A 25,286-nucleotide genomic window follows, 5' to 3' on the forward strand; every position below is an offset into this window, starting at 1 on the left:
GCGACTGCAGGAGCGACGCGAGTCGCGACCGGGACAATCGGCCTGCGATGCAAGCGAGGTTTCGCGGTCGCGACTCGCGTCGCTCCTACAAGACCTGCGTCGCGACATTCCCGACTGTAGGAGCGACGCAAGTCGCGACCGCGACAATCGGCCTGCGACGCAACCGCGCAGTCACGCCCCAACCGCGAATAACCGCTGCAACGCCCGCTGCTTCCCAAGCAGATCCGCCACCGTATAACCGTCCAGCACCGCGAAAAACGCCCGCGTCGCCTCGGCCAGGATCGGCGGCAGACCGCAGGCCGGCGCGATCAGGCAGTCGCTGCAATCGACCAGATCGAAATGCGCTTCGGTGTGGCGCACCACCTCGCCCAGGCCGATCTTGCCGGCCGCGCGGCCGAGGCGGATGCCGCCGTTGCGTCCGCGCACGGTCTCGATAAAGCCGGCCGCGCCGAGGTCCTGCACCACCTTGGTCAGATGGCTGTGGGAAATGCCGTAGGACTGGGCGATCTGCGCGATCGAGACCAGTTCGCCCTCGTGCGTGCCGAGATGGATCAGCACGCGCAGGGAATAGTCGGTGTACAGGCTCAGCTTCATCGGCGGGCGGCTTAAGCGGGTGCGACATCGGGTCGCGGCATCATAACAGTCATTTCTTTTGCATGTTTTAGCGGCGCGCGATATCATGCATTCGTGATGAATGTTTAAGAGGGCGCGATGCGCAGCCTCGATGGATTGGACGAAGCCGCCTTGGCGGCGCTGGTGCGCCGCTTCTACGCGGCGGTGCGCGCGGACCCGCAGCTCGGTCCGGTGTTCGCCGCCGCGGTCGACGACTGGGACGAACACGAGCGCCGGTTGGTCGACTTCTGGACCTCGCTGATGCTCGGCAGCGGCCGTTACCGCGGCAATCCGGCGCAGCTGCATCTGCGCCATGCCGCGCACATCCGCCCCGAGCTGTTCGCGCGCTGGCTGGCGCTGTGGCGCCGTTGCAGCGAACAGTCGCTGCCGCCGGCGCACGCCGCCGCCGTGCAGGCGCGCGCCGGGCGCATCGCCGAACACTTGCAGCGCCTGCTCGCGCAGGCGCGCGCCGATCACTGACCGACAGGAAACCCCGCCATGACCACCGCATTGAACGAGGCCACCGTGGCCGTCGTCCGCGCCACCGTGCCCGCACTGGCCGCGCACGGCCACGCCATCACCACCGCGATGTACCGCCGGCTGTTTCGCGACGAATCGATCGCCGCCTTGTTCAACCACGCCAACCAGGGCGGCGACAACGCCCAGGCGCATGCGCTGGCCAGCGCGATCCTGGCCTACGCCCAGCACATCGACGACCTGCCGGCGCTGGCCGGCGCGGTCGAGCGCATCGCCCAGAAGCACATCGGCTACCACATCCTGCCCGAGCACTATCCCTTCGTCGCGCGCGCCTTGCTCGGCGCGATCGAGGAAGTGCTCGGCGCCGTCGCCACGCCGCAAGTGCTGGCCGCGTGGGGCGAGGCGTACTGGTTCCTGGCCGATCTGCTGATGCGCCGCGAGGCCGAACTGCGCGGCGAACTGGCCGCTGCGGCCGGCGGCTGGAGCGGCTGGCGCGAGTTCCTGATCGCCGGCAGGCGCGTCGAGAACGCCGCTACGGACGCGCCGATCGTCTCCTTCGACCTGCGCCCGGCCGACCGCGGCGCGGTGATCGCGCACCGGCCCGGGCAGTACCTGACCCTGCGCTACGCAGTGCCGGGGCAGGGCGCGGTCAAGCGCAACTACTCGATTTCCTGCGCGCCCAATCGCGAGGGCTACCGCATCACGGTCAAGCGCGAGGCGCGCGGGCACGGCGGCTCGCGCTACCTGCACGACGCGCTCGGCGTTGGCGCGCGGATCGAACTGACCCCGCCGGCCGGCGACTTCTTCCTGTCCGACGCGCCGCCGCGGCCGGTGGTGCTGCTGTCCGGCGGCGTCGGCCTGACCCCGATGGTCAGCATGCTCGAAACCATCGTCGCGCGGCATCCGCAGCTGGAGACCCATTACGTGCACGGCACTGCCGACCGCGCCAGCCATGCGATGGCCGCGCATGTCGCGGCGCTGGCCGCGTCGCACGGACGCACCCGGGTCAGCACGTTCTACGCGCAACCCTCGGCCGGCGGCGATCATCGTCATGGCCTGATCGACATCGACTGGCTGCGCGCGAACGTGCCGCTGCTGGACGCGGACGTGTACCTGTGCGGCCCGCGCCCGTTCCTGCGCGCGCTGGTGCCGGCGCTGGCGCGCGCGGGCGTGGCGGGGGAGCGGGTGCATTACGAGTTCTTCGGGCCGAGCGACGAGCAGTTGGCGGCTTGAGCGCTCGGTAACGGGGCTGGCGACGTAGGCGGGGTTTCGCGGTCGCGACTTGCGTCGCTCCTACAGGGGGCTACGTCGCCGCGTTTCAGACTGTAGGTGCTGCGAGCTGCGACCGCGACATCCGGCTTGCGACGCAAGCCAAGTTTCGCGGTCGCGACTCGCGTCGCTCCTACAGGGGGCTGTGCAGCTGCGTTCCCGACTGCAGGCGCGACCGCGACCTCCGCCGTGCGACGCAACCCCCATCCCGCGCCGGCGAACCGTATACCCCCGCGCCGCCCGCCCTGGGGCGGCCCCGGGCAGCGTCGCCCCCGCGAATCGTCTACTCTCCGCTCCCCGGTGCGGCCCCGAGGCCGCGCCGGCGCGCGGCTTTCGCGCGTTCGGCGGGTAGGCCCGGGATGGGCCGGCAGGGCGCGCGTTGACACTCATGTAATCGGTTACATATGATGAACAGAGATTATTTCCATGCAGGGCAGCGTTACTAAATGACCGGCCGCGTTGATATCGAGGCACTGATCGATCGGATGACGCTGGAGGAGAAGATCGGTCAGCTGTCGATCCTCGCCGACTCCATCCGCCCCTTCGCTTTCGACGTCAATCCGGACTCGTTCCAGTGGGGGCCCGAGCGCACCCGCGAGATGATCCGGGCCGGGCAGGTCGGCGCGCTGTTCAACGGCGTCGGCGCCAAGGAAGGCCGCGAACTGCAGCAGATCGCGGTCGAGCAAAGCCGCCTCGGCATCCCGATCCTGCTCGGCGCCGACGTCATCCACGGCATGCGCACCGTGTTCCCGATTCCGCTCGGCGAAGCGGCCAGCTTCGAGCCCGAGCTGGCCGAGCGCACCGCGCGCGCGGCGGCGGTGGAAGCGACCCGCGAAGGCCTGCATTGGACCTTCGCTCCGGTCGTCGACATCGCCCGCGACCAGCGCTGGGGCCGGGTCGCCGAAACCACCGGCGAGGACACCGTGCTGGCCTGCGCGTTCGCGCGCGCGCGCGTGCGCGGCTTCCAGGGCCCGGACCTGACCGCCGACGATTCGCTGTTGGCCACCCCCAAGCATTTCGCCGCCTACGGCGCGGTCAGCGCTGGGCTGGACTACAACACCGTCGACCTGTCGCCGCAGACCCTGTTCGATGTGCACCTGCCGCCGTTCAAGGCCGCGATCGAAGCCGGCGCGCTGACGGTGATGAGCTCGTTCAACGACATCAACGGCGTGCCCGCGACCGCCAACCGCGACCTGCTGACCGGCGTGCTGCGCGAGCAATGGGGCTTCGAAGGCTTCGTCGTTTCCGACTACACCTCCGATTTCGAGCTGATCGCGCACGGCTACGCCGCCGACGAGAAGCACGCGGCCGAGCTGAGCATCCGCGCCGGCCTCGACATGAGCATGCAGAGCGGTGTGTTCATGGATCACCTGCACGCGCTGGTCGACGAGGGCAAGGTGTCGCTGCAGGCCATCGACACCGCGGTGCGCCGCATCCTCACGGTCAAGGCGCGGATGGGCTTGTTCGAGAATCCGTACCGCTCCTTGAACGAAGCGCCGCCGGGCCCGGCGCCGTACCTGGCCGCGCACGACGCGCTCGCGCGCGAGGCCGCGCGGCGCAGCGTGGTGATGCTGAAGAACGAGAACGCCGCGCTGCCGCTGCGCAAGTCCGGCCAGCGCATCGCCCTGATCGGCCCGTTCGCGCGCGACCGCGCCAACCTCGCCGGTTGCTGGAACATCTTCGGCGACGCCAGCCGCGAGATCGACCTGGAAACCGGCCTGCGCGCCGCGCTCGCCGACCCGTCCGCGCTGGACGTGGTCGAAGGCAGCGGCTTCGTCGACGCCATCGACGGCGGCATCGACGCCGCGGTTGCCGCGGCGCGCGGCGCCGACGCGGTGCTGCTCGCGGTCGGCGAGCCCAGCGATTTTTCCGGCGAAGCGCAGTCGCGCACCCAGATCGTGCTGCCGGCCGCGCAACAGGCGCTGGCCGAGGCGGTGTTGGCCGCGGGCACGCCGGTGATCGTGCTGCTGCGTTGCGGCCGCGCGCTGGCGCTGGGCCCGCTGCAAGCCGCCGATGCGGTGCTGGTGACCTGGTTCCTCGGCAGCCAGACCGGCCATGCCGTGGCCGATCTGCTGTTCGGCGCGCACGGCCCCAGCGGCCGCCTGCCGGTGAGCTTTCCGCGGGATTCGGGCCAGCAGCCGTACTACTACAACCATCCGTCGACCGGCCGGCCTTACATTCCGGGCGGCCTGGAGGCGTTCCGCACGCGCTGGCGCGAAGTCGATCACGCGGCGCTGTATCCGTTCGGCCACGGCCTGACCTACGGCCGCATCGAGTACGGCGCGGCGCAGTTGGACGCGCCGACGCTGGCCTGGGACGGCGAACTGCGCGCGCGCGTGCAGGTGCGCAACATCGGCGAACGCGCGGCCGAAGAAGTGGTGCAGCTGTACCTGCGCGACCGCGTCGCCAGCCGGGTGCGCCCGGTGCGCGAGCTCAAGCGCTTCGCCAAGATCGCGCTGGCGCCGGGCGAAAGCCGCGAGGTCGAGTTCGCGCTGAGCCGCGCCGACCTGGAATTCCGCGGCACCGACAACCTGGCCGTGGCCGAGCCGGGCCTGTTCGACCTGTGGCTGGCGCCGTCGGCGACGGCGGGCGAGGCGGTGCAGTTCGAACTGCTGGCGCCGTAACGCGCCCGATCCGTCGCGCTGCGTCGCCTGAGCGAGGCAGCGCTGCGCTTGGGCATGGCGATGCGGCCTTGGCGGCGGGCCGCACGCGGCTCGTCTGTCGGCGTGCGGTCGCGCCGCCGCCCGCCGATTGCTGAGGCAGGCACGGCCCGGGCGCCGCCCGCGGTTCCGGCCTATACTGCGACCGCTCGCACCTTCTCCGCGCAGCACCCCGTCGCCTCCAGCCGCCGCCAGAGGAATCTCCATCTCCTCTGTGAGGCGTTCGCCGTGCCCGTCGATTTCTCCGTTGCTGTTGCCGTGCCGCCGTCGCGCGGCCTCGCCCGCGCGCCGCTGGCGCTCGCCCTGACCGCGGCGCTCGCGTGCGCCGCACCGGCGGCTGCGCTGGCGCAAACCGCCGCGCCCGCAACCCAGGCCGCGCAGGCCAGCCCGACCGACCTGGACGCGGTCGAAGTCAAGGCCAACCAACTCGGCACGATCACCGAAGGCAGCGGTTCGTACACCCCCGGCACCATCGCCACCGCGACCCGGCTGGTGCTGACGCCGCGGCAGACGCCGCAGTCGATCAGCGTGATCGGCCGCCAGGAGATGGACGACTTCGGCCTCACCGGCATCGACGATGTCATGCGGGTCACCCCCGGCATCAGCATCGTCACCTACGACAGCGAGCGCACCGAATACTACGCGCGCGGCTTCGCGATCCAGAACTTCCAGTACGACGGCATTCCGATGCAGCGCGATTCGGCGTACTCCGCCGGCAACACGCTCAGCGACACCGCCATCTACGACCGCATCGAAGTGCTCAAGGGCGCCACCGGCCTGCTGACCGGCATCGGCGATCCGGGCGCGACCATCAATTTGATCCGCAAGAAGCCGACCCGCCAGTGGCAAGGCCACGTCGGCCTGGGCGCGGGCTCGTGGGACGAGCACCGCGCCGAAGTCGACGTGTCCGGCCCGCTCAGCGACAGCGGCCGGGTGCGCGGCCGCGCGGTCGCGGTCGGCCAGGACAAGAACGGCTACAGCGACCGCTACCGGCGCAGCACCCGCGTGTTCTACGGCATCGTCGAAGCCGACCTCGGCGAGAGCACGCTGCTGACGGTCGGCGCCGATTACCAGGACAGCGATCCGCGCGGCTCCAGTTGGGGCGGCATTCCCTTGCTCGATGCCGACGGCAAGTTCTACAAGGTCGCGCGTTCGTTCAACAACGGCGCCGACTGGAGCCGCTGGCGCCAGTACACCCGCACCGGCTTCGCGACCCTGGAACACCGCTTCGGCGACGGCTGGGTCGCGAAAGTGCAGCTCAACCATCAGGTCAACGGCTACGACGCCGCGCTCGGCGCGGCCGCATCGGGCCATCCGGATCCGCGCGACGGCAGCGGGGTCGGGCTGTGGCTCGGCAAGTACGTCGGCGAGACCGTGTCGAACGCGCTCGACGCCTACGTCAGCGGCCACTTCGCCTGGTTCGGACGCGAGCACGAACTGGTGTTCGGCGCCAGCGCCTCGCGCAAGCGCTGGACCGGCACCGGCTACTTCGCGCCGGCCGACTATCCGGCGACGGTGGCCGATTACCGCCGCTGGAACGGCGACATCCCCGAGCCGGCCTGGCAGCACGGCTTCGACAACGATGAGGTCACCCGCGAAAGCGGCGCCTACGTGGTCGGCCGCTTCGACCTCGCCGATCCGCTCAAGCTGATCCTCGGCAGCCGCATCGCCAACTACAAGACCACCGACATCCGCGAGAGCGGGGTGATCGTGCCGTACGCCGGTGCGGTCTACGACCTCAACCGTTTCCTGTCCGCGTACGCGAGCTACAGCACCATCTTCAAGCCGCAGACCGAGCAGGACGAACGCGGCCGCGCGCTGGATCCGCGCGAAGGCGAAAACTACGAACTCGGCCTGAAGGGCGAGTTCTTCGACGGCCGCCTCAACGCCAGCGCCGCGGTGTTCCGTTTGAACCAGGACAACTACCCGGTGCTCAGCGGCGGCAGGACGCCCACCGGCGGCGACGCGTACCGCGCCTTGCAGGGCGTGCGCACCGAAGGCTACGAACTGGAACTGTCCGGCCAGTTGCGGCCGGGCTGGCAGATCCAGGGCGGCTACGCGCACAAGGTCGCGCGCCAGAACGGCAACAAGGTCTCGACGCTGGAGCCGGAAGACCAGTTCAGCGTGCACACCACGTACCGGTTCGAAGGCGCGCTGAGCGGCTGGACCCTCGGCGCCGGCGCGCGCTGGCAGAGCAGCAGCTTCGGCCCGGTCGGCGCGCCCGGCGGCGCCAGCGTGCAGCACCGCACCGAGCCGTACTGGCTGCTGGACGCGATGGTCGGCTATCGCTTCGACGAACGCCTCTCGGCGACGCTCAACGTCGACAACCTGCTCGACAAGCGCTACTACACGATCTTCGACGCCTACAGCACCTACACCTGGGGCGAGCCGCGCAGCGTGCGCGCGGCGCTGACTTGGCGGTTCTGAGCGCGGCGCTCGGCGACGGCGCTCAGGGCGCGACCGCCAGTTCGGCCTCGGCCGGGCGCCGGAACTGGCGCTCGACCAGCCGCGCGTAATGCGGATGGGTGGCCAGCAGCTCGACGTGGCTGCCCATGCCGGAGATGCGCCCGGCATCGAGGAAGCAGATGCGGTCGGCGTGCATCACCGTCGACAGGCGGTGGGCGACGATGATGTTGGTGCGCCCGCGCATCAGCTCGTCGAGCGCCAGCTTGACCTGATGCTCGGTCTCGCTGTCGAGCGCGGAGGTGGCCTCGTCGAGGATCAGGATGTCGGGGTCGCGCAGGAACATGCGCGCGATCGCGATGCGCTGGCGCTGGCCGCCGGACAGGTTGTTGCCTTGTTCGATCAGCACGGTGTCGAAGCCTTGCGGCATCTTCTCGATGAAGTCCAGCGCGCCGGCGCGGCGCGCGGCCGAGCGCAGCTGTTCGTCGCTGAACTCGCTGTCGAGGCCGTAAGCGATGTTGTCGCGCACCGTGCCGGGCATCACCGGCGCGCTCTGGGCGACGTAGCCGATGCTGCCGCGCCACTGGCGCAGATCGAACTCGCCGATCGGGCGGCCGCCGTAGAGGATGCGGCCGCCGCTGGGTTCGTAGAAGCGCTCGATCAGCGACAGCAAGGTGGTCTTGCCGCTGCCGCTGGTGCCGACCAGGGCCACGGTGCGGCCGGGTTCGAACCGCAGGTCGATGCCGCGCAGCACGGCGGCGTCGCGGTCGGCGTAGGCGAAGGACACCTGCTCGAATTCCAGGGTCTGGCCCGGCGTGCGCGCGACGGTGCCGGGGCGGGTTTCTTCTTCGTCTTCGAGCAGGATCGCCGCGATCCGCGCCGAAGCGCCCTTGGCCTTCTGCAACTCGGCGGTGAAGTGGGTCAGCTGCATCAGCGGCGTGGCGACGTTGAAGATGTACAGGATGAAGGCGGTCAAAGTGCCGACGGTGATTTCGCCGGCGGCGACGCGGGCGGCGCCGTAGACCAGGATGATGATGATCGCCAGGGTCATCGCCAGGCTCATCAGCGGTTCCAGCAGCACGTTGACCCGCGCCACCTTCAGCCCCAGCCGCTTGAGCCCGTCGATCTCCTCGCGGCTGCGCTCGCGTTCGCGCGGCTCGGCGGTGAACGCCTTGACCAGGCGGATTTCCTGGAAGATGTGGGTGAGGATGCCGCTGAAGCGCGCGGTGCGGTCCTGGATCTTGCGCGACAGGCCGTCGAGCAGGAACGCGATCGGGATCATGATCGCGAACGCCGCGCCGATCGAGCCGATCAGGGTCAGGGTCAGGCGCACGTCCAGCAACAGCAGCACCACGATCGAACCGACCAGCAGCAACACGCCGGTCAGCAGGTTGACGGTCTGGCGCGCGATCAGTTCGGAAATGGATTCGCAGTCGCGGACCACGCGGCTGACCCGTTCGCCGCTGCTTTCGCGGTCGAACGAGGCCACCGGCAGACGCAGCAGCTTGTCGATCAAGGTCTGGCGCAGGCGCGCGACCAGCTGATAGCCGACCCGCGCCAGCAGATACGCCGAGGCGGCGTTGAGCAGGGCCGCGGCGGCGAGGATCGCGACCAGTCCGGCCATCGCCCACAGATCGACTTCGCCGCGGCCGAAGCCATCGATCATCTGCTTGGTCTGGACCGGGAACCATAGCGTGCCGGCGACCGAGGCGATCGCCGCGAACGCGGCCGCCGACAGCGCGACCGGCGAGGGCCGGCCGGTGCGGATCAGCCGCCACAGGTCGCGCGAGGACGAAGCGCGGCTCATGCGCGGCCGCCGTGCTGCGGCACCGGCGCGGCGCCGGGGAGGAGGGGGTTGCGCCTGTTCACTGCGGGCGGCTCCGGATCGCTGGAATGAGGGGCCGGCGCGACGGGCCGCGGTGCGCGCGGACGGGATCCGGCGCGACCTGCGGGCGCGCGGACCGGCCGATGGAAACGCAAGGATTGCGGCGGCGGTTGCAGCCTGGATGCGCGCGACAAGCTGGCAAGACAGTGTTACGTCGTGTTGTCGGCGCGGTCAACGCGGCCGTGGCGCGGCGGCTCGAAGTAGCGATGCGCTTCGCATCCATGCGCGCGCTGCATCACAGATGGGCGCGGTTTTTCGCGGCGACGGCGCAAACCGCGCGGATCGCGGGAAATCCGGATGTGTGATCGGGTTCGCCGCGACGGCGCCGACGCGTTCCGCCGCATCCGTGCGCGCGGCCGGGTTTGCGGCCGGGTTCGCGCGCAGGCGCGGTAGCGTTGCGCCCGTCGCGCCGCGCGACGGCGCGACGGGCGCACGGGTTCACATCGCCTGCAATTCCGGATTCTGCTGGCGCGCGTTCTTGGCCGGCGGCGCTTGCGGCGCAGCGGCCGGTGCGGCGGCCGGTGGCGCACCGGCGACGGGAACTTCCAGATACGGCAGCCCCAGCGTCTGGCTGGTCATGCGCCGGATCTCGTTGGTCAGCGCCGGGTCCTCGTTGAGCTTGCGCCCGTACGAAGGCACGATCTGCCGCAGCTTCTCGCCCCAGCCAGCCGCGACCTGCTGCGGGAAGGCCTTGGCCATCAGGTCGAGCATGATCGGCGGCGACGTCGACGCGCCCGGCGAAGCGCCGAGCAGCGCGGCGATGCTGCGGTCCTTGTCGATCACGATCTCGGTACCGAACTGCAACACCGGGCCCTTGACCGGATCGCGCTTGATCACCTGCACGCGCTGGCCGGCGGTGACCAGGGTCCAGTCGCTGCGCTTGGCGGTCGGGAAGTACTTCAACAGCTCGGCATGGCGGTCGTCGTCGTTCAACTGCGCCTGGCTCATCAGATACTTCACCAGGTCCAGGTTCTCGGAACCGACGCTGAGCATCTCGCCGACGTTGTCGTGGTTGACCGAGGAATACAGGTCGAACCACGAGCCGTGCTTGAGGAACTTGGTGCTGTACAGCGCGAACGGGCCGAACAGGATCACCGGCTTGCCGTCGAGCTTGCGCGCGTCCAGGTGCGGCACCGACATCGGCGGCGAACCGGTTTCGGCCATGCCGTAGGCCTTGACGTGGTGGCGGTCGGCGATCGCCGGCGCGGTGAAGGCGAGGAACTGGCCGCCGACCGGGAAGCCAGCGTAGTCCTTGGCCTCGGGAATGCCCGACAGCTGCAGCAGCTTGAGCGCGGCGCCGCCGGCGCCGATGAACACGAAGCGGCTCTTGACCGTGCTTTCCTGGCCGGACTTGAGGTCCTTGACGGTGACGCTCCAGGTCTTGTCGGCGTTGCGGCGCAACGCGGTGACTTCGTGGCCGAGGTTCAGGGCGAAGTTCGGGCTGCGCTGCAAGCCTTGGGTCAGCTGGCGGGTGATGACGCCGAAATTGACGTCCGTGCCGAGCGGCATGTAGGTCGCGGCGACGTGCTGCTTGGGGTCGCGGCCTTCCATCAGCAGCGGCGCCCATTGCTTGATCTGGCCCGCGTCGTCGGAGAACTGCATGCCGTAGAACAGCGGATTCTTGACCAGCGCCTCGCGGCGCTTGCGCAGGTAATCGATGTTGTCCTCGCCCCAGACGAAACTCATGTGCGGGGTCGGGTTGATGAAGTCGCTCGGCGCGCCCAGGCGCCCTTCGCGCACCTGATGCGACCAGAACTGGCGCGAGATCTCGAATTGTTCGGCGATCTCGACCGCGCGCTTGGTCTCGACGCTGCCGTCGGCCAGCTGCGGGGTGTAGTTGAGCTCGGCGAAGCCGGAGTGGCCGGTGCCGGCGTTGTTCCAGCCGTCCGAGCTTTCCTCGGCGACGCCGTCGCGGCGCTCGTAGATGCGCAGCTTCCAGTCCGGCTGCAATTCCTGCAGGTACGTCGCCAGGGTCACGCTCATGATGCCGGCGCCGACCAGCACCACATCGACCGGCGGCTCGTCGCCGGCCGGCGGCACCGAACGCTGGTACAGCGGCCAGTACAGGAACAGCACGCCGCCGATGGCCGCGAAGGCGATCAGCAGCAACAGGAATTTGCGGAATTTTTTCATGGCGGGGGAGGCATCGCGGTGAGGCGATGCGCGGCGGCCGTCGGATCCTTCCGTATGACGCCATCCTGGGCGCGCCGGGCATCGGGCCAAAGGGACGGGCAGGATAGGGCAGCGGCGGTGGAGGCCGCGTGGTGCCGGCCCGAGGGCAGGGCGCCGCGCCGATGCGCCGTTTGTACAAGCGCGGGGCGCAGGGCCGGCGCCATCCTGCGCCCCGTCCATCCTCCGGCGCCGCGCATGTCCGCATTGTTCAAGAGCCTGTACGCCCCCGTGTTCTTCTTCGGTTTCATCGGCGCGGCGCTGTTCGCCGTCGGCGGCCTCGGCCTGCCTGCGCATTGGGCGTTGCCGCCATTGCTGGCGTTGGCGCTGGCGGTGTCGTTCCTGAGCGAACGCGCGGCGCCGTACCGGCGCGAGTGGAACCGCGGCGAAGGCGAGCGCGGCCGCGACGCGATCCACTTCGTCGTCAACGAAGGCCTGAACGCCGCCGGGCTGGCGCTGCTGCCGCTGGCCGCGCTGTGGCGGCCGTGGCCGGCGCTGTGGCCGCAGTCCTGGCCGCTGCCGTTGCAGGTCGCCGCGGCGATCGTCGTCGCCGACCTCGGCCTGACCCTGGCCCATTACGCCAGCCACCGCTCGGCCTGGCTGTGGCGCTTCCATGCCGTGCACCACAGCGTAACCCGCATGTACGGCTTCAACGGGCTGATGAAGCACCCGCTGCATCAGCTGATCGAAGCGGCGGCCGGGGTCGGCCCGCTGATCGCGCTGGGCCTGCCGCTGGACGCGGCTTGCGTGCTCGCCTTCGCCATCGCGATCCAGCTGCAATTGCAGCATTCCAACGTCGACATGCGCATCGGCCCGCTGCGCCACGCGTTCGCCTGGGCGCCGGTGCATCGCCTGCATCATCTGCGCTACGGCCGCGCCGGCGACGTCAATTTCGCCCTGTTTTTCAGCGTCTGGGACCGCTTGCTCGGAACCGCGGCGCGGGCGCCGGGCTACCGCGTCGGCAGCGCCGACCTGGGCATCGGCAGCCGTCCGGACTATCCGCAGGACTATGCCGGGCAGTTGCTGGAGCCGTTCCGCACGCAAGCCTGCGTCGCTTCGCCGACGCCGCCGCCGGCGTTGCGCGCGGCGCTGGCTCAGGACTGAAGCCGCATCCCGCGCAGCAAGTCGCTGCCGCGCACGCCGAAGAACTGGCGGAACGCGCGCGACAGATGCGCGGAGTCGGCGAAACCGGCGGCGTGCGCGGCCACGGTCAGGCTGCGCTCGCGCAGCGCTTCGGCCGCGGCCAGGCGCAGCCGCCGCCACAGGATCAGGCGCCGCACCGACAGGTTCAGCTGCGCGCCGAACAGCCGCTCCAGCTGGCTCAGCGACAACTGCACGGCGGCGGCCAGCGACGCGGCGGGAATCTTCTCGGCGAGCAAGCCGTCGATGCGTCGCAGCGTCTGCTCGACGCGCGGATCCAGGGCGCGCGGCATGCGGCACGCGGCGGCGGCCTGCGCGAGCGCATCCGCATCGGCGGGCGCCTGCGCCAAAGCATCGCGCAAGCCCGCCAGCTCGAAGCTCATCGGCTCGGCGAACAGCAGGAAGCACGGCGTCTCGTCGGCTTGCAGCGCATGCTCGCATTGCGAGGCGATCGCCAGCACGCGCTCGTTGCGCCAGTGTCCGTCGATGCGCGCGGCGACCGTGCCGCTGCGCGCGAGCACGACCTGATGGCAATAGTGCCGATGCGGCGCCGCATCGCCGGGCGCGGCATGCACCAGGGCGAACTCCTCGCGGATGCGGATGGTTCCGGTCCAGGACGGCATGGGCGCGCGGCGGCGGGGTGGGATCGGCTACAGAGTTTCCAGGAATGCGGCCAGCGCTTCCAGTTCGGTGTGCTGCAGGTCCAGCGGATCCAGCTCAGCGCGGTTCGCGTTCGAACGAGAACAAGCGCGCCAGAGGGTGGCTGCGCCGCTCGATCCGCGCCCGCAGCAGTTCCGCGCCGATCATGCTGTAGGTGATGCCGTTGCCGCCGTAGGCCATCGCGAACAGCACGCGCGGCCCGTACTGCGGGTGCGCGCCGAACCACGGCAGGCCGTCGGCGGTTTCGGCGAAGGTGCCGGCCCAGGCGAAGGCGGGTTGCAGTCGCAGGCGCGGGAAACGCTTTTGCACTTGCCGTACCAGCCGGTCGGCGCGCGATTGCACGCGACGGTCGCGCCGTGCCGGCAGGTCGACGGCGTCGTCGCAGCCGCCGACCACCAGCCGGCCGTCGCCGGTGCTGCGCAGGTACAGATACGGCCGCGCCGATTCCCACACCACGGTCTCGCGCAGCGCCTGCAAGTCGTCGGCCGGCAGCGGATCGGTGACGAAGGCGTAGCTGCTGCGGTTGCGCGCCAGCCGTTGCTTGATCCATTGCTGGCCGGCGTAACCGGCGGCGACGATGACGTGATCCGCGCGCACGCGCACGCCGTCGGCGGTGCGCAGTTCGACGCTGCGGGCGCCGGCGTCGACCGCTTCGACGCAGGTACGGTCGTAGACCTGGCCGCCGCGCCGGCGCAGCCGCGCGAGCAAGCGCGAGGCCATGCGGTAAGGGTCGACCGAAGCCGCGCATTCGCTGAGGATCGCGCCGGGCGCCTGCAGGCCGTAGTCGGCCGCGAGTTCGTCTTGCGCCAACCAGCGCACCTGCAAACCGTGGCGCGCGCGCAGCGCGGCCTCCTCGCGCAGCAAGGGCAGGTGGCCGCTACGGCTGGCGTAGTAGAGGCTGCGCTGGCGGCGGTAATCCACATCGCGCAGGCGCGAGGCGACCTCGCCCAGTCGCGTCACCGCGTCGGCGCAGGCGCGGTAGGCCAGGGCGGCGCGGCGTTCGCCGTACATGCGCGTCAGCTCGATCAGATGGGTGTCGATCTCGTATTGCAGCAGCGCCGTGCTCGCCGCGGTGCTGCCCCAGGCGACGTCGCGTTGCTCCAGCACCGCCACATCGAAGCCGTGCGCGGCGAGTTCGTCGGCGATCAGCGCGCCGCTGATGCCGCCGCCGACGATCGCGACCTCGCAGCGCAGGTCTTGGCGCAGTTGCGGGAAGGCGTGCATCAGGCCGTTGCGGACGGCCCAGAACGGATAGCCGCTTTTCAGGTCCATGTGCGGTTCGGCGAGGAGGGACGCGTCCAGCAAAACCGCTGGCGCGTTTGCATAAGGTGATCGACGCCCGCGGCAGCGCGCTTTTCGCGACGCCGGCCCGGCGCCCGCGGGCGCGCGATCTGCGATCATCGGCGCGGGCGCGGCGACGATCCGGGAGGACGCATGAAACTGTTGTTGGCGGGCGCAAGCGGTCTGGTCGGCGGCCATGTCTTGCGATTGGCGCTGGCGGACCCGGCGGTGGAACGGGTGACCGCACCGACCCGGCGGCCGCTGCCGCCGCACCCCAAGCTGGACGCGCCGCTGCTGGACTGGAACGCGCTGCCAACGGATGCGCCGTGGTGGCGCGCCGACGCGGCGGTCTGCGCGCTCGGCACTACGATGCGCGCGGCCGGTTCGCGCGCGGCCTTCCGCAAGGTCGATTACGACTATCCGCTGGCGTTCGCGCAGGCGGCCCGCCGCGGCGGCGTGCGCGCGTACGCGCTGAACTCGGCGCTGGGCGCCGATGCGGGGTCGATGTTCTTCTACAATCGGGTCAAGGGCGAGCTGGAGGCGGCGCTGGCCGGGATCGGGTTCGAGTCGCTGACCTATGTGCGGCCGGGCCTGATCGAAGGCGAGCGCGAGCAGCCGCGGCCCGGCGAAGTCGTGGCGACGAAGGTGTTGCGCATCGCCGCGCCGCTGCTGCCGCAACGCTGGCGGCTCAATCCGGCGCCGCGCATCGCGCAGGCCTTGTTGCAAGCGGCGTTGCGCGCCGAACCCGGCGTGCATGCGGTGGGTTCCGAACGCCTGGTCTGAGCGCCGGCGCTTACGACCCCTCGCGCACCAGCGCGACGAAATTGCGCACCGGCGCCGAATCGAGTTCCGGCAGTTGCGCCAAGGCCAGCCGCGCGATCGGCTGCAAGCCGGCGATGTCGCGGTAGACGATGCCGGGCAGGGCGAAGCGGCGCATCGCCTCGGGCACGATCGCCACGCCGAGTTCGGCCGCCACCAGCGCCAGCGACGAGGCCAGCTGCGGCGCGTACTGGCCGATGCGCGGCTCGAAGCCGGCGCGGCGGCAGGCGCCGAGGATGGCTTCGTGCAGGGTCGGGCCGACGTGGCGCGGGGTCAGGATCAGCGCGTCCTCGCGCAGTTGCTCCAGCCGGATCGACTTGCGCCGGCCGTCGCGCACCGCCGCATGCCCGACCGGCAGCGCGGCGATCATCGCTTCCTCCAGCAGCGGATGCAGCAGCACGCCTTCGTTCTCGCTGCCGTCGTGGCGCAGGAAGGCCAGATCCAGGCTGCCGTCGCGCAGCTTGGCCGACAGGTGCGCGCTGTTGTCTTCCTCCAAGGTCAGTTCCACCTGCGGATAGCGGCGGCGGAAGTCGCGGATCGCCTGGGTCGTGAGCGGCGTCAGGATCGCCGAGGAGGTGAAGCCCAGGCGCAGCGCGCCGGTTTCGCCGCGCGCGGCGCGCTGGGCCTGGCGCACCGCGGCGCCGGCCAGTTCGGGCAGGGCGCGCGCGCGTTCGAGGAAGGCGCGGCCGGCCTCGGTCAGCTCGGCGCCGTGCGGCACGCGATGGAACAGGCGCGCGCCGATTTCGTTTTCGAGGTCGCGGATCTGCTGGCTCAGCGGCGGCTGGCCGATGCCGAGGCGTTCGGCCGCGCGGGTGAAATTGGCTTCCTCAGCGACGGCGAGGAAGTAGCGGATATGGCGCAGTTCCATCGATGCTCTCCCGCAAGACTTCGATATCTGTAAAAGATATCGACAGCTACTGTTTCATATATTGGACGAATGAAGCCGACGGCGCCATCCTGCCGCCATGAGCACGACTCCTGTCCTGGCCGGCGGTCCCGCGGCGGCGCCGCATCCCGGCATCGAACGCGGCACCGCCGCGTACCGGCGGGCGAATTTCGCCCTGTTCCTCGCCGGTTGTTCGACCTTCTCGCTGCTGTACTGCGTGCAGCCGCTGCTGCCGGAGTTCGCGCGCGACTTCGGCTTGAGCCCGGCGACCAGTTCGCTGGCGCTGTCGCTGAGCACCGCCGCGCTGGCGCTGGCGATCTTCGCCGCCGGCGCCTTGTCGCAGCAGGTCGCGCGGCGCCGGCTGATGTTCGCCTCGATGGCGCTGGCCGCGGCCTGCAACCTGCTCGCCGCGTTCGCGCCGAACTGGTCGCTGCTGTTGCTGGCGCGGCTGGCCGAAGGCGCCTTGCTCGGCGGCGTGCCGGCGGTGGCGATGGCGTATCTGGCCGAGGAAATGGACGCGCGCCATCTCAACGGCGCGATGGGGCTGTACGTGGCCGGCACCGCGTTCGGCGGCATGATGGGCCGGGTCGGCATGGGCGTGCTGGTCGAACTCGGCGACTGGCGCACGGCGATGGCGGCGATCGGCGCCGTCGGCCTGGCCGCGGCGTTCGGCTTCGCCGCGCTGCTGCCGCCGTCGCGGCGGTTCGTGCCGCAGCGCGGGTTCGTGTTGCAGCGGCATCTGCGCGCCTGGGCCGCGCACCTGCGCCATCCGGGCTTGCTGCGGTTGTTCGCGGTCGGCTTCGTGCTGACCAGCGTGTTCGTGGCGCTGTTCAACTACGTTGGTTTCCGTTTGGCCGCCGCGCCGTATCTGCTCGGTCCCGGCAAGATCAGCCTGATCTTCCTGGCCTACGTGTTCGGCATGTTCTCCTCGCCGCTGGCCGGGCGCATGGCCGACCGTTACGGCGGGCGTTGGCCGCTCGCCGCCGGCATGGCGCTGATGGGCGTGGGTGCGGTGGTTACGCTGGGCCAGTCGATGGCGGCGATCGTCGCCGGCATCAGTCTGGTCACCTTCGGCTTCTTCGTCGGCCATTCGGTCGCCAGCGCCTGGGTCGGTCGCCTGGCGGGCAACGACAAGAGCCATGCCTCGTCCTTGTATCTGCTGTTCTATTACTTCGGTTCCAGCATCACCGGTCCGCTCGGCGGCTGGGCCTGGCAGCATGGCGGCTGGGGCGGCGAGGTCGCGTTGACCGCGAGCCTGGCGGCGGCGGGTATCGTGTTGGCGTTGCAGGTCGAAGGCAGAGGTCGGGCGCGTGTCGGATGAGCGGAACGAAAAGCAGGCCTTGCTGTTGCTGCCGGGCCTGCTGTGCGACGAGCGGCTGTGGCGCGATCAGATCCGCGATTTGAACGATCTGGCCGAGATCGCGGTGGCCGATCTGACCCAGGACGACAGCGTCGCCGCGATGGCGGCGCGGGTGTTGGCCGCCGCGCCGCCGCGCTTCGCCTTGGCGGGTTTGTCGATGGGCGGCTATGTCGCGTTCGAAATCCTGCGCCAGCAGCCCGAACGGGTCGCCAGGCTGGCCTTGCTCGACACCAGCGCCGCGCCGGATTCGCCGCTGCGGGCGATGCAGCGCCGCGCCGGTTTGCGCCTGCTCGACCGCGGCCGCTTCGCCGGCGTGACCCGGCAATTGCTGCCGACCCTGGTTCATGCGCAACACGTGGACGGCCCGGTCGGCCGCGAGGTGCAGGCGATGGCGCAGCGCGTCGGCGCGCAGGCGTACCGGCGCCAGCAGACCGCGATCCTGGAGCGGCCGGATTCGCGGCCGTTGCTGGCGTCGATCGCGGTGCCGACCCTGATCGTGGTCGGCGAAGACGATCAACTGACGCCGCCGGCCGCGGCCGAGGAAATGCATCGCGGCATCGCCGCCTCGACGCTCGAACGCATCGCCCGATGCGGGCACTTGCCGACGATGGAACAGCCGCAACTCGCCAGCGACTTGTTGCGGCGCTGGCTGCAAGAGTGAGATGTTGGCCGGACGACACCGACGCGGACGTACGGAGAATGCGATGCGAGTTGTGGGATTGGATGCGGCCGAACTGGACGCGATGCTGCGCTTGAACCGCTTGCGCGGCGAAGCCGCGGGCGGCGACGAACGCGCCGCACTGGAAGCGCATTTCGCGCAGCACCAAGGCGCCGACCGCCGCCTGGCGGTGTACGGCACGCTGGCGCCCGGCGAGCCCAACCACCATCACCTCAGCGCGGTGCCCGGCGTTTGGCGCGCCGGTACGGTCAACGGCCGGCTGGAGCAGGTCGGTTGGGGCGCGGACATGGGCTATCCGGCGCTGGTGTGGTCGCCCGATGGCGAGCCGGTGGCGGTGCAGGCCTTCGCCAGCGAGGAACTGCCCGCGCACTGGCCGCGGCTGGACGAGTTCGAGGGCGCGCAGTACCTACGCATCCTGGTGCCGGTGCGCTTCGACGACGGCGCGGTCGCGGTCGCCAACCTGTACGCGGCGCATCCGGCGCCGCCCGGCTGATCCGGGGCGTTCGTTATCGCCCGATCAACGATCCGCGCCGAGGCGACGACTCGCCGCTAGCGATCGCCGTCCTAGCCTGGAGGCCGACTGCCGGCGCGTATCGCGCCAGAGGAGGCCGGGTGCGGCAGAGTGTCCCGATCGTCATCGCCATCGTTGCGGCGGCTGTGGACCGCGTTGCGCGATGAGCCTGCACGAATACCGGCGCAAGCGCCGCTTCGACCGCACCCGCGAGCCCGAGCCCGGCGCGCCGCCGCGCGGCCGGCGGCCGATCTTCGTGGTCCAACTGCACCACGCCAGCCGCCGCCATTACGACTTCCGCCTGCAGGTCGGCGACGCGCTCAAGAGCTGGGCGGTGCCGAAGGGGCCGTCCTACGACCCGGCGGTCAAGCGCATGGCGGTCGAGGTCGAGGACCATCCGCTCGATTACGCCTCGTTCGAAGGCGATATTCCGCACGGCGAATACGGCGGCGGCCATGTCGCCCGGTTCGACAGCGGCGTGTGGACGACCGACGGCGATCCTGAGGCGCAATTGGCCAAGGGCCACCTGCGCTTCGAACTGTTCGGCGACAAGCTCAAGGGCGGCTGGCATCTGGTGCGGTCGGGCAAGCCGACGCGGCAGCCGCAATGGCTGTTGTTCAAGGACCGCGACGGTTATGCCGGCACGCTCGAAGCCGACGACCTGCTCGCCGATGTCGCGCCGCCGTCGGACGCGGATGCGCGCCGCGCGGGGCGCGGCAAGCAGGGCAAGAAAAAACTCAACGAGCCGCCGCCGCCGCGTGCGCGCCGGCGCGACTGGGGAGCCGCGGCGCGCAAACTGACGGGCGCGCGCAAGGCGAGCCTCGGCGGCGGCGCGTTCGAACTGCAACTGGCGCGGCTCGCCGACGGCCCGCCGGCGGGCGGGCAGTGGCTGCACGAGATCAAATGGGACGGTTACCGCATCGCGGCCGCGGTGGCCGGCGGCAAGGCGCGGCTGTGGTCGCGCAATGCGCTGGAGTGGACCGGCAAGATTCCCGAGATCGCCGCCGCGGTGGAATCGCTCGGCCTGCGCAGCGCCGCGCTCGACGGCGAGCTGATCGCCGGGCGCGGCGCGCGCGAGGATTTCAATCTGCTCCAGGCCACGCTGTCGGGCGAGAAACACGGCGCGTTGACGCTGGTGCTGTTCGACCTGCTGCACCTCGACGGCTGGGACCTCAGCGCCGCGCCGCTGACGCAGCGCAAGGCCTTGCTCGAAGCGTTGCTGGAAAACGCCGGCCCGCATCTGCGCTACAGCTCGCACGTCGTTGCAGAGGGCGGGCAGGCGTTCGCGCTGGCCGGCGAACAGGGCTTCGAAGGCATCGTGTCCAAGCGCGGCGACCGTCCGCACCATCCGGGCCGCAGCGACGAATGGCGCAAGAGCAAGCGCCTGAGCAGCGACGAGTTCGCGGTGGTCGGCTACACGCCGCCGAAGGGCGCGCGCAGCGGCTTCGGTTCGCTGTTGCTGGCGCGGCCGGATGCGCGCGGCGAGTGGGTCTATGCCGGCCGCGTCGGCACCGGCTTTTCCGCGGAGTCGCTGGAGCGGATCGCCGCGCGCCTGCCAAAGGGCACGGCGGCCGAATCGGTGCGCGTGCCGGCGCACGACACCGATCTGCGCGCGGCGCGCTGGTTCGCGCCGAAGTTCGTGATCGAAGCGTTCTATCGTGGCATCGGCGGCAACGGGCTGCTGCGGCAGGCGTCGCTGAAGACCCTGCGTCCGGACAAGAAACCCGCCGATCTGTTCGACAGCGACCGCGCGCCGGCGCGGCGCGGCGCCGCGTCGAAAGCCGGCCGGGACAAAGCCGGCGACACGAAAGCCGCCTCTCCCAAATCGTCCAGGCGCCCCGCCATGACCGCCAAATCCACGCGCGCCCAACCGGCCGCCCTCGAAGACATCCGCCTGACCAGTCCGACCCGCGTCGTCTATCCCGACATCGGCGCGACCAAGCACGACGTCGCCGCCTACTATTTCGCGATGGCCGACTGGCTCCTGCCGGAAATCGCCGGCCGGCCCTTGTCGATCGTGCGCTGCACGCAGGGCGCGGCGCGGCCGTGCTTCTTCCAGAAACACCACACCGCCGGGCTCGACGAGGTCGACAGCGTCGCGCTGCAGGAGGACTCGGGCCAGCACGCCGATTATCTGGTGGTTCGCGATCTGCGCGGCCTGATGAATCTGGTCCAGTTCAACGCGCTGGAGTTCCACCCCTGGGGCGCCAGCGCCGCGCGGCCCGACCGCGCCGACCGGATCGTGTTCGACCTGGATCCGGGGCCCGGCGTGGCGTGGCCGGAAGTCGTGGCCGCGGCGCGTCAGCTGCGCTCGTTGCTGAAGTCGCTGCAACTGGTCTCGTTCGTGCGCACCTCGGGCGGCAAGGGCCTGCATGTGGTGGTGCCGGTCGCGCCGGCCTGCGGTTGGGACCAGGCCAAGGCCTTCGCCCACGGCTTCGCCGAGAGCCTGGCGACGATGGAACCGCTGAAGTACATCGCCACCGCAAGCAAGAAATTCCGCAAGAACAAGATCTTCGTCGACTACCTGCGCAACGGGCGCGGCGCCACCAGCGTCGCCTCGTTCTCGCTGCGCGCGCGCGAAGGCGCGCCGGTGGCGATGCCGCTGCGCTGGGAAGAACTGGGACGGATCAAGAGCGGCCATGCCTTCGACATCGATTCGGCGCAGGCGCGGGTCAAGCGCCTGCGCCGGCATCCGTGGGCGGGGATCGACGATGTCCGCCAGAACCTCGACCGGGTGATGGAACGGCTGCAGGCGCGCGGCGAAGGCTAGCGGCGACGCTCAGGATCGCCCGATCCGGCGCCAGGCCGATACGCCCAGCGCCACGGCCGCGGCCACGAACGCGAGGCGGGTCGCAGCGACCGCGTGCGCGCGACGCGGCGGCAGATAGGTCGGCGCGCGCGGGCGCGGGGACAGGCTTTCCAGCAAGCCCGGCGCGGGGCTGGCGAGGTCTACGGTGGCGACGTTGCGCGCGCCGTGGGCGCGATCGTCGGTGGGCGTGGCGGGCGCTGGCGTGGGGGCGGGCATAAGACGGGGCCGGGTAGCGGATCCAGCCAGGACCTTAAGCGCGCGCGGATTCGGCCGCGGCGACGCCGGCGTGAACGTCGCGCTAAGCGGCGCCGGGATCGCGTCCCGCAGCGGCCGCGGCGCGGCCTTTCACCGCCGTTGAACCCGGCGCGTAGCACAGTCCCCGACCACGTCATCAGGAGTCCGCACCATGGCGCGCCCGATCTGGACCGGCACGATTTCCTTCGGCCTGCTCAACATCCCGGTCAAGCTGATGACCGGCGAACGCCGGGTCGACCTGCATTTCCGCATGCTCGACAGCCGGAACAAGGCGCCGATCCGCTACGAGCGGGTCAACGAGGAGACCGGCGAGGAGGTGCCGTGGAAGGAGATCGTCAAGGCCTTCGAGTACGACAAGGGCAGTTATGTGGTGCTGGAATCGTCGGACATCGCCGCCGCGGCGCCGGACAACAACGAGACTGTGGACATCGACGCCTTCGTCGACGCGGCCGCGATCGGCAGCGAGTACTACGAGAAGCCCTATGTGCTGGAGCCCGGAAAAAAGGCCGAGAAAGGCTATGTGCTGCTGCGCGAGGTGCTGGAGAAGACCGGCAAGGTCGGCATCGGCCGCGTGGTCATCCGCACCCGCGAGTACCTGGCCGCGGTGGCGCCGCGCGGCGATGCGCTGATCCTGTTGATCCTGCGCTACGCCCAGGAACTGGTCGACCCGGACGATTACAAGCTGCCGGTCGGCGGGTTGGCGAAATGGAAGATCTCGGCGCGCGAGGTCGAGATGGCGCAGCAGCTGATCGAATCGATGAGCTCGGCATGGAAGCCGGAGTCGTACAAGGACGATTTCCGCGACCGCCTGCACAAGGTGATCCAGCAGCGGGTCAAGGCCAAGAAGGTGGTGCGCGGCAAGCAGGCCGAGGAAGCCAAGCTGCCGGAGAACGCCGCGACCAATGTCATCGACTTCGCCGACCTGCTCAAGCGCAGCCTGTCGAAAAAGAGCGCAGCGGCGCCGGCGAAGAAAGCAGCGACCAAAAAAGCGCCGGCGAAGAAAGCCGCCAAGCGCACGCGGGCGAAGAAGCGGGCCTGAGCCCGCGCGCGCCGCGCCGCCGGCGCGAGCCGGGGCGCGGCGGTCCGGATAAGAAAACGCCGGCGCAAGGCCGGCGTTTTCTTCGCTGCGCGTCGAGCGGATCAGTGTTTCATGGCGTGCTTGCGCTGGCTCATCTCGCGATGGCTCTCGCGCACCTGCGGCAGCAGGCGCTCGACCGCGGCGCGCGCCGACGGGGCGACGTTGGGGTCGCCGTGGACTTCGTTGAAGGCCTTCAGCAAGCGGTCCTCGGATTCTTCCAGCTCGGCCACGTAGCCGTAGCGGGTGTCGCCGAGCGTGGCGCGCACACGGCCGTACATTTCCTGCATCGAGCCGACGAAGGTGCCGCTCGAGGCCGGCTCGCCGCCGGCGGCGGCGACTTCGGCGCTGAGCTGCTCGACGATCGCGCTCTTGGAGGTCGACATGCGCAGGAACGTGCCGGCCAGTTCGGTGTCGCCGACCTTCTTCGCGGCTTCGGAATAGAAGTGCTCGCCGTCGCGGGCGATCTGGATCAGGTCGTTGAGGCTGTGCTCGGTCTTTTTATCCGTCATGGTGCTCTCCTGCGGGGCAGTGAAAACTGCGGGGAAGTTGCCGGCGCTGCTTGCGCCGGTTGCAGACGACTATCGACGCGGCGGCATTAAACAGCCGTGACCCGCGGGTGAGGACGTCGCGGACGCGCTCGCGCCGGCATCACCGCGCGCTAACGCGCCGCTTACATCGCCTGCACGTCGCTGCGCGCATCACCCACGGCTTACGCGCATGCCGCTAAATACGAAGCGAACCCGAACGCGAGCGCAGGCATGCACTGGATGGATCAACTGTGGGTGGTCGGCGGCGCGGCCTATGCGATGTTGCTCGGCGGCGCCATCGGCTTCGAACGCGAACTGAAGAACCGGCCCGCGGGTTTCCGCACCCACATGCTGGTGGCCGGCGCCTCGTCGCTGCTGATCGGCATGGGGCTGCTGGCGCTCGAAGATCCGCGCTTCCGGCTGCCGTTCCTCGTCAACATGGACCCGATGCGGCTGGTCGAAGCGGTGATCGCGGGCGTGTCGTTCATCGGCGCCGGCACCATCTTCGCCTGGCGCGGCGGCCGCGATATCGCCGGCATCACCACCGCGGCCTCGCTGCTGATGGCGGCGGTGATCGGCGCCTGCGCCGGCTTGCGTTATCACGTGCTGGCCTTGGCCGCCGCGGCGCTGACGCTGTTGGTATTGGCGGCGCTGAAGTCGGCCGAGCGCCGGTTCGGCTTCAAGGCCGCCGGTGGCGACAAGCGCTGAGCCTCAGCGCCAGCGGCGCAGGAAGCGCAGCGTCGCGCGTTCCCATTGGCCGTGCGTGGACGGCCGCCGCGCGGGCTGCGGCAGGCGTTGTCGCCGCCACGCTTCCAGCACCGCCGGATGGATGTAGGACTTGCGGCAGACCGTAGGCGTGTTGCGCAGCATTTGCGCGACCGCGGCGACGGCTTGGTTCTCGACCCGCGCCAGCGCGCGCTGGGTGGGATGCCCGTCGCGGCCCGGCGGCGGCGTCTCGGCGCGCATCAGCCAGCGGAACGCGGCTGCGGTCGCGCCCCAGGTGCGCAGGTCCTTGGCGCTGAAATCGCCGTCCATCGCCGCGCGCAGATAGTCGTTGACGTCGCCCGAGCCCACGGCCTGACGGCGGCCGTCCTCGTCCAGATATTGGAACAAAGCCTGGCCCGGCAGATGTTGGCAGCGCTGCACCAGCCGCACCAGGCGCGCGTCGTCGAGTTCGATCCGCTGGCGCTGTCCGCCCTTGCCGCGGAAATCCAGTTCGGCGCGGCCGCCGCGCAGGAAACGGATATGGCGGTTGCGCAGCGTGGTCAGGCCGAACGAGCCGTTGCTGCGCTGGTACTCGTCGTTGCCGACGCGCATCAGCGTGCGCGCCATCACCGCGACCGCGATCGCCAGCACTTTCTCGCGCGGCAGGCCGGGGCGGGCGAGGTCGGCGCGCACGCGCCGGCGCAGCGCGGGCAGGGCGGCGGCGAAACCGATCATGCGGTCGAACTTGCTTTCCTCGCGCTGGGCGCGCCACTGCGGGTGATAGCGGTATTGCTTGCGCCCGCGCGCATCGCGCCCGGTGGCTTGCAGGTGGCCGCGCGCGTCGGCGCAGATCCACACGTCGGTGTAGGCCGGCGGAATCGCCAGCGCGCGGATGCGTTCGAGCTGCCGCGGCGCACGCAACGGCCGCCCGCGCGCATCGCGATAGACGAAGCCGCGGCCGGCGCGGCGGCGGCTGAAGCCGGCTTCGCCGTCGTCGACGTAACGCAGGCCGCGGCGGGAGCGGGGAGGGGATGGATTGGATGGCTTCATGCGCCGGTGATAACCGCAGGCATGTCAACGCCGCAGCAAGAAACGGCTCGA

Annotated in this window: 22 protein-coding genes; 13 read left to right on the forward strand and 9 right to left on the reverse strand. The window is 70.4% G+C overall.

From position 1 onward, the window contains the following. Positions 1 to 171: 171 nt before the first annotated feature. Positions 172 to 594, reverse strand: a complete 423-nt coding sequence (locus JHW38_RS03405) for an Rrf2 family transcriptional regulator (protein ID WP_207524626.1) — start codon at positions 592 to 594, stop codon at positions 172 to 174. Between the two features lie 117 nt (positions 595 to 711). Here JHW38_RS03405 and JHW38_RS03410 point away from each other — a divergent pair, with 117 nt between their 5' ends. From JHW38_RS03410 to JHW38_RS03425, 4 genes are all read left to right on the forward strand, one after another. Next, entirely contained in the window at positions 712 to 1,092 is a 381-nt protein-coding gene (locus JHW38_RS03410) for a group III truncated hemoglobin (protein ID WP_207524627.1), read from the forward strand. Between the two features lie 18 nt (positions 1,093 to 1,110). After that, complete coding sequence (gene hmpA / locus JHW38_RS03415) at positions 1,111 to 2,322, forward strand: NO-inducible flavohemoprotein (protein WP_207524628.1); 1,212 nt, start codon at positions 1,111 to 1,113, stop codon at positions 2,320 to 2,322. A gap of 482 nt (positions 2,323 to 2,804) precedes the next feature. Further along, positions 2,805 to 4,982 (forward strand): beta-glucosidase BglX, encoded by a 2,178-nt coding sequence (gene bglX, locus JHW38_RS03420; RefSeq protein ID WP_207524629.1) that lies wholly within the window; start codon positions 2,805 to 2,807, stop codon positions 4,980 to 4,982. Positions 4,983 to 5,246: 264 nt separating this feature from the next. Then, complete coding sequence (locus tag JHW38_RS03425) at positions 5,247 to 7,445, forward strand: TonB-dependent siderophore receptor (protein WP_428995284.1); 2,199 nt, start codon at positions 5,247 to 5,249, stop codon at positions 7,443 to 7,445. 22 nt (positions 7,446 to 7,467) lie between these two features. Here the strand turns inward: JHW38_RS03425 and JHW38_RS03430 are convergent, their stop codons facing one another. Beyond that, positions 7,468 to 9,228: an ABC transporter ATP-binding protein gene (locus tag JHW38_RS03430; RefSeq protein WP_207524630.1), complete on the reverse strand. Its 1,761-nt coding sequence runs from the start codon at positions 9,226 to 9,228 to the stop codon at positions 7,468 to 7,470. Between the two features lie 161 nt (positions 9,229 to 9,389). On the opposite strand from JHW38_RS03430, the gene JHW38_RS03435 reads away from it, so the two are divergent. Beyond that, a complete protein-coding gene (locus tag JHW38_RS03435; RefSeq protein ID WP_207524631.1) occupies positions 9,390 to 9,611 on the forward strand; it encodes a hypothetical protein in 222 nt (73 codons plus the stop codon). A 133-nt stretch (positions 9,612 to 9,744) separates the two neighbouring features. Here the strand turns inward: JHW38_RS03435 and mqo are convergent, their stop codons facing one another. After that, on the reverse strand, positions 9,745 to 11,439 hold the full coding sequence (gene mqo, locus JHW38_RS03440) for a malate dehydrogenase (quinone) (RefSeq protein WP_207524632.1): 1,695 nt from the start codon (positions 11,437 to 11,439) through the stop codon (positions 9,745 to 9,747). A gap of 234 nt (positions 11,440 to 11,673) precedes the next feature. Between mqo and JHW38_RS03445 the strand changes: the two genes are divergently transcribed. Continuing rightward, positions 11,674 to 12,579, forward strand: coding sequence for a sterol desaturase family protein (locus tag JHW38_RS03445; protein WP_207524633.1), 906 nt, complete (start codon positions 11,674 to 11,676; stop codon positions 12,577 to 12,579). Here JHW38_RS03445 and JHW38_RS03450 read toward each other — a convergent pair. Both JHW38_RS03450 and JHW38_RS03455 read right to left on the reverse strand, forming a co-directional pair. Then, positions 12,570 to 13,238, reverse strand: coding sequence for an AraC family transcriptional regulator (locus JHW38_RS03450; protein WP_207524634.1), 669 nt, complete (start codon positions 13,236 to 13,238; stop codon positions 12,570 to 12,572). The two genes, JHW38_RS03445 and JHW38_RS03450, sit on opposite strands and share 10 nt — an antisense overlap. Positions 13,239 to 13,332: 94 nt before the next feature. Continuing rightward, positions 13,333 to 14,547 (reverse strand): NAD(P)/FAD-dependent oxidoreductase, encoded by a 1,215-nt coding sequence (locus JHW38_RS03455; protein WP_207524635.1) that lies wholly within the window; start codon positions 14,545 to 14,547, stop codon positions 13,333 to 13,335. Between the two features lie 162 nt (positions 14,548 to 14,709). Between JHW38_RS03455 and JHW38_RS03460 the strand changes: the two genes are divergently transcribed. Next, positions 14,710 to 15,339, forward strand: a complete 630-nt coding sequence (locus JHW38_RS03460; RefSeq protein ID WP_207524636.1) for an NAD-dependent dehydratase — start codon at positions 14,710 to 14,712, stop codon at positions 15,337 to 15,339. A 10-nt stretch (positions 15,340 to 15,349) separates the two neighbouring features. On the opposite strand, the gene JHW38_RS03465 is transcribed toward JHW38_RS03460, so the two are convergent. Further along, positions 15,350 to 16,243, reverse strand: coding sequence for a LysR family transcriptional regulator (locus JHW38_RS03465; protein WP_207524637.1), 894 nt, complete (start codon positions 16,241 to 16,243; stop codon positions 15,350 to 15,352). A 97-nt stretch (positions 16,244 to 16,340) separates the two neighbouring features. Between JHW38_RS03465 and JHW38_RS03470 the strand changes: the two genes are divergently transcribed. The 4 genes from JHW38_RS03470 to ligD all read left to right on the forward strand — a co-directional run bounded on the left by JHW38_RS03470 (position 16,341) and on the right by ligD (position 21,581). Further along, complete coding sequence (locus JHW38_RS03470) at positions 16,341 to 17,582, forward strand: MFS transporter (RefSeq protein WP_207524638.1); 1,242 nt, start codon at positions 16,341 to 16,343, stop codon at positions 17,580 to 17,582. After that, positions 17,572 to 18,282 carry an alpha/beta fold hydrolase gene (locus JHW38_RS03475; RefSeq protein WP_242691170.1) on the forward strand — a complete coding sequence of 237 codons (711 nt, stop codon included), beginning with the start codon at positions 17,572 to 17,574 and terminating at the stop codon, positions 18,280 to 18,282. Before JHW38_RS03470 ends, JHW38_RS03475 begins: the two co-directional genes overlap by 11 nt. 43 nt (positions 18,283 to 18,325) lie before the next feature. Beyond that, entirely contained in the window at positions 18,326 to 18,793 is a 468-nt protein-coding gene (locus tag JHW38_RS03480) for a gamma-glutamylcyclotransferase family protein (protein ID WP_207524639.1), read from the forward strand. A gap of 181 nt (positions 18,794 to 18,974) precedes the next feature. Continuing rightward, on the forward strand, positions 18,975 to 21,581 hold the full coding sequence (gene ligD / locus JHW38_RS03485; RefSeq protein ID WP_207524640.1) for a DNA ligase D: 2,607 nt from the start codon (positions 18,975 to 18,977) through the stop codon (positions 21,579 to 21,581). A 9-nt stretch (positions 21,582 to 21,590) separates the two neighbouring features. Here ligD and JHW38_RS03490 read toward each other — a convergent pair whose 3' ends face one another. Further along, positions 21,591 to 21,836 carry a hypothetical protein gene (locus tag JHW38_RS03490; protein WP_207524641.1) on the reverse strand — a complete coding sequence of 82 codons (246 nt, stop codon included), beginning with the start codon at positions 21,834 to 21,836 and terminating at the stop codon, positions 21,591 to 21,593. A gap of 190 nt (positions 21,837 to 22,026) precedes the next feature. Between JHW38_RS03490 and JHW38_RS03495 the strand changes: the two genes are divergently transcribed. Further along, a complete protein-coding gene (locus tag JHW38_RS03495; RefSeq protein WP_207524642.1) occupies positions 22,027 to 22,914 on the forward strand; it encodes a Ku protein in 888 nt (295 codons plus the stop codon). A 101-nt stretch (positions 22,915 to 23,015) separates the two neighbouring features. Here JHW38_RS03495 and JHW38_RS03500 read toward each other — a convergent pair whose 3' ends face one another. Beyond that, positions 23,016 to 23,462, reverse strand: a complete 447-nt coding sequence (locus JHW38_RS03500; protein WP_207524643.1) for a PA2169 family four-helix-bundle protein — start codon at positions 23,460 to 23,462, stop codon at positions 23,016 to 23,018. Between the two features lie 249 nt (positions 23,463 to 23,711). Here JHW38_RS03500 and JHW38_RS03505 point away from each other — a divergent pair, with 249 nt between their 5' ends. Continuing rightward, entirely contained in the window at positions 23,712 to 24,188 is a 477-nt protein-coding gene (locus tag JHW38_RS03505) for an MgtC/SapB family protein (protein ID WP_207524644.1), read from the forward strand. Positions 24,189 to 24,191: 3 nt separating this feature from the next. Here the strand turns inward: JHW38_RS03505 and JHW38_RS03510 are convergent, their stop codons facing one another. Next, the gene (locus tag JHW38_RS03510) at positions 24,192 to 25,235 is read right to left on the reverse strand and encodes a DNA topoisomerase IB (RefSeq protein WP_207524645.1); all 1,044 of its coding nucleotides are present in this window, start codon (positions 25,233 to 25,235) and stop codon (positions 24,192 to 24,194) included. Positions 25,236 to 25,286 lie beyond the last annotated feature (51 nt).

Source organism: Lysobacter enzymogenes, assembly GCF_017355525.1.
GTDB classification, from domain to species: domain Bacteria; phylum Pseudomonadota; class Gammaproteobacteria; order Xanthomonadales; family Xanthomonadaceae; genus Lysobacter; species Lysobacter enzymogenes_C.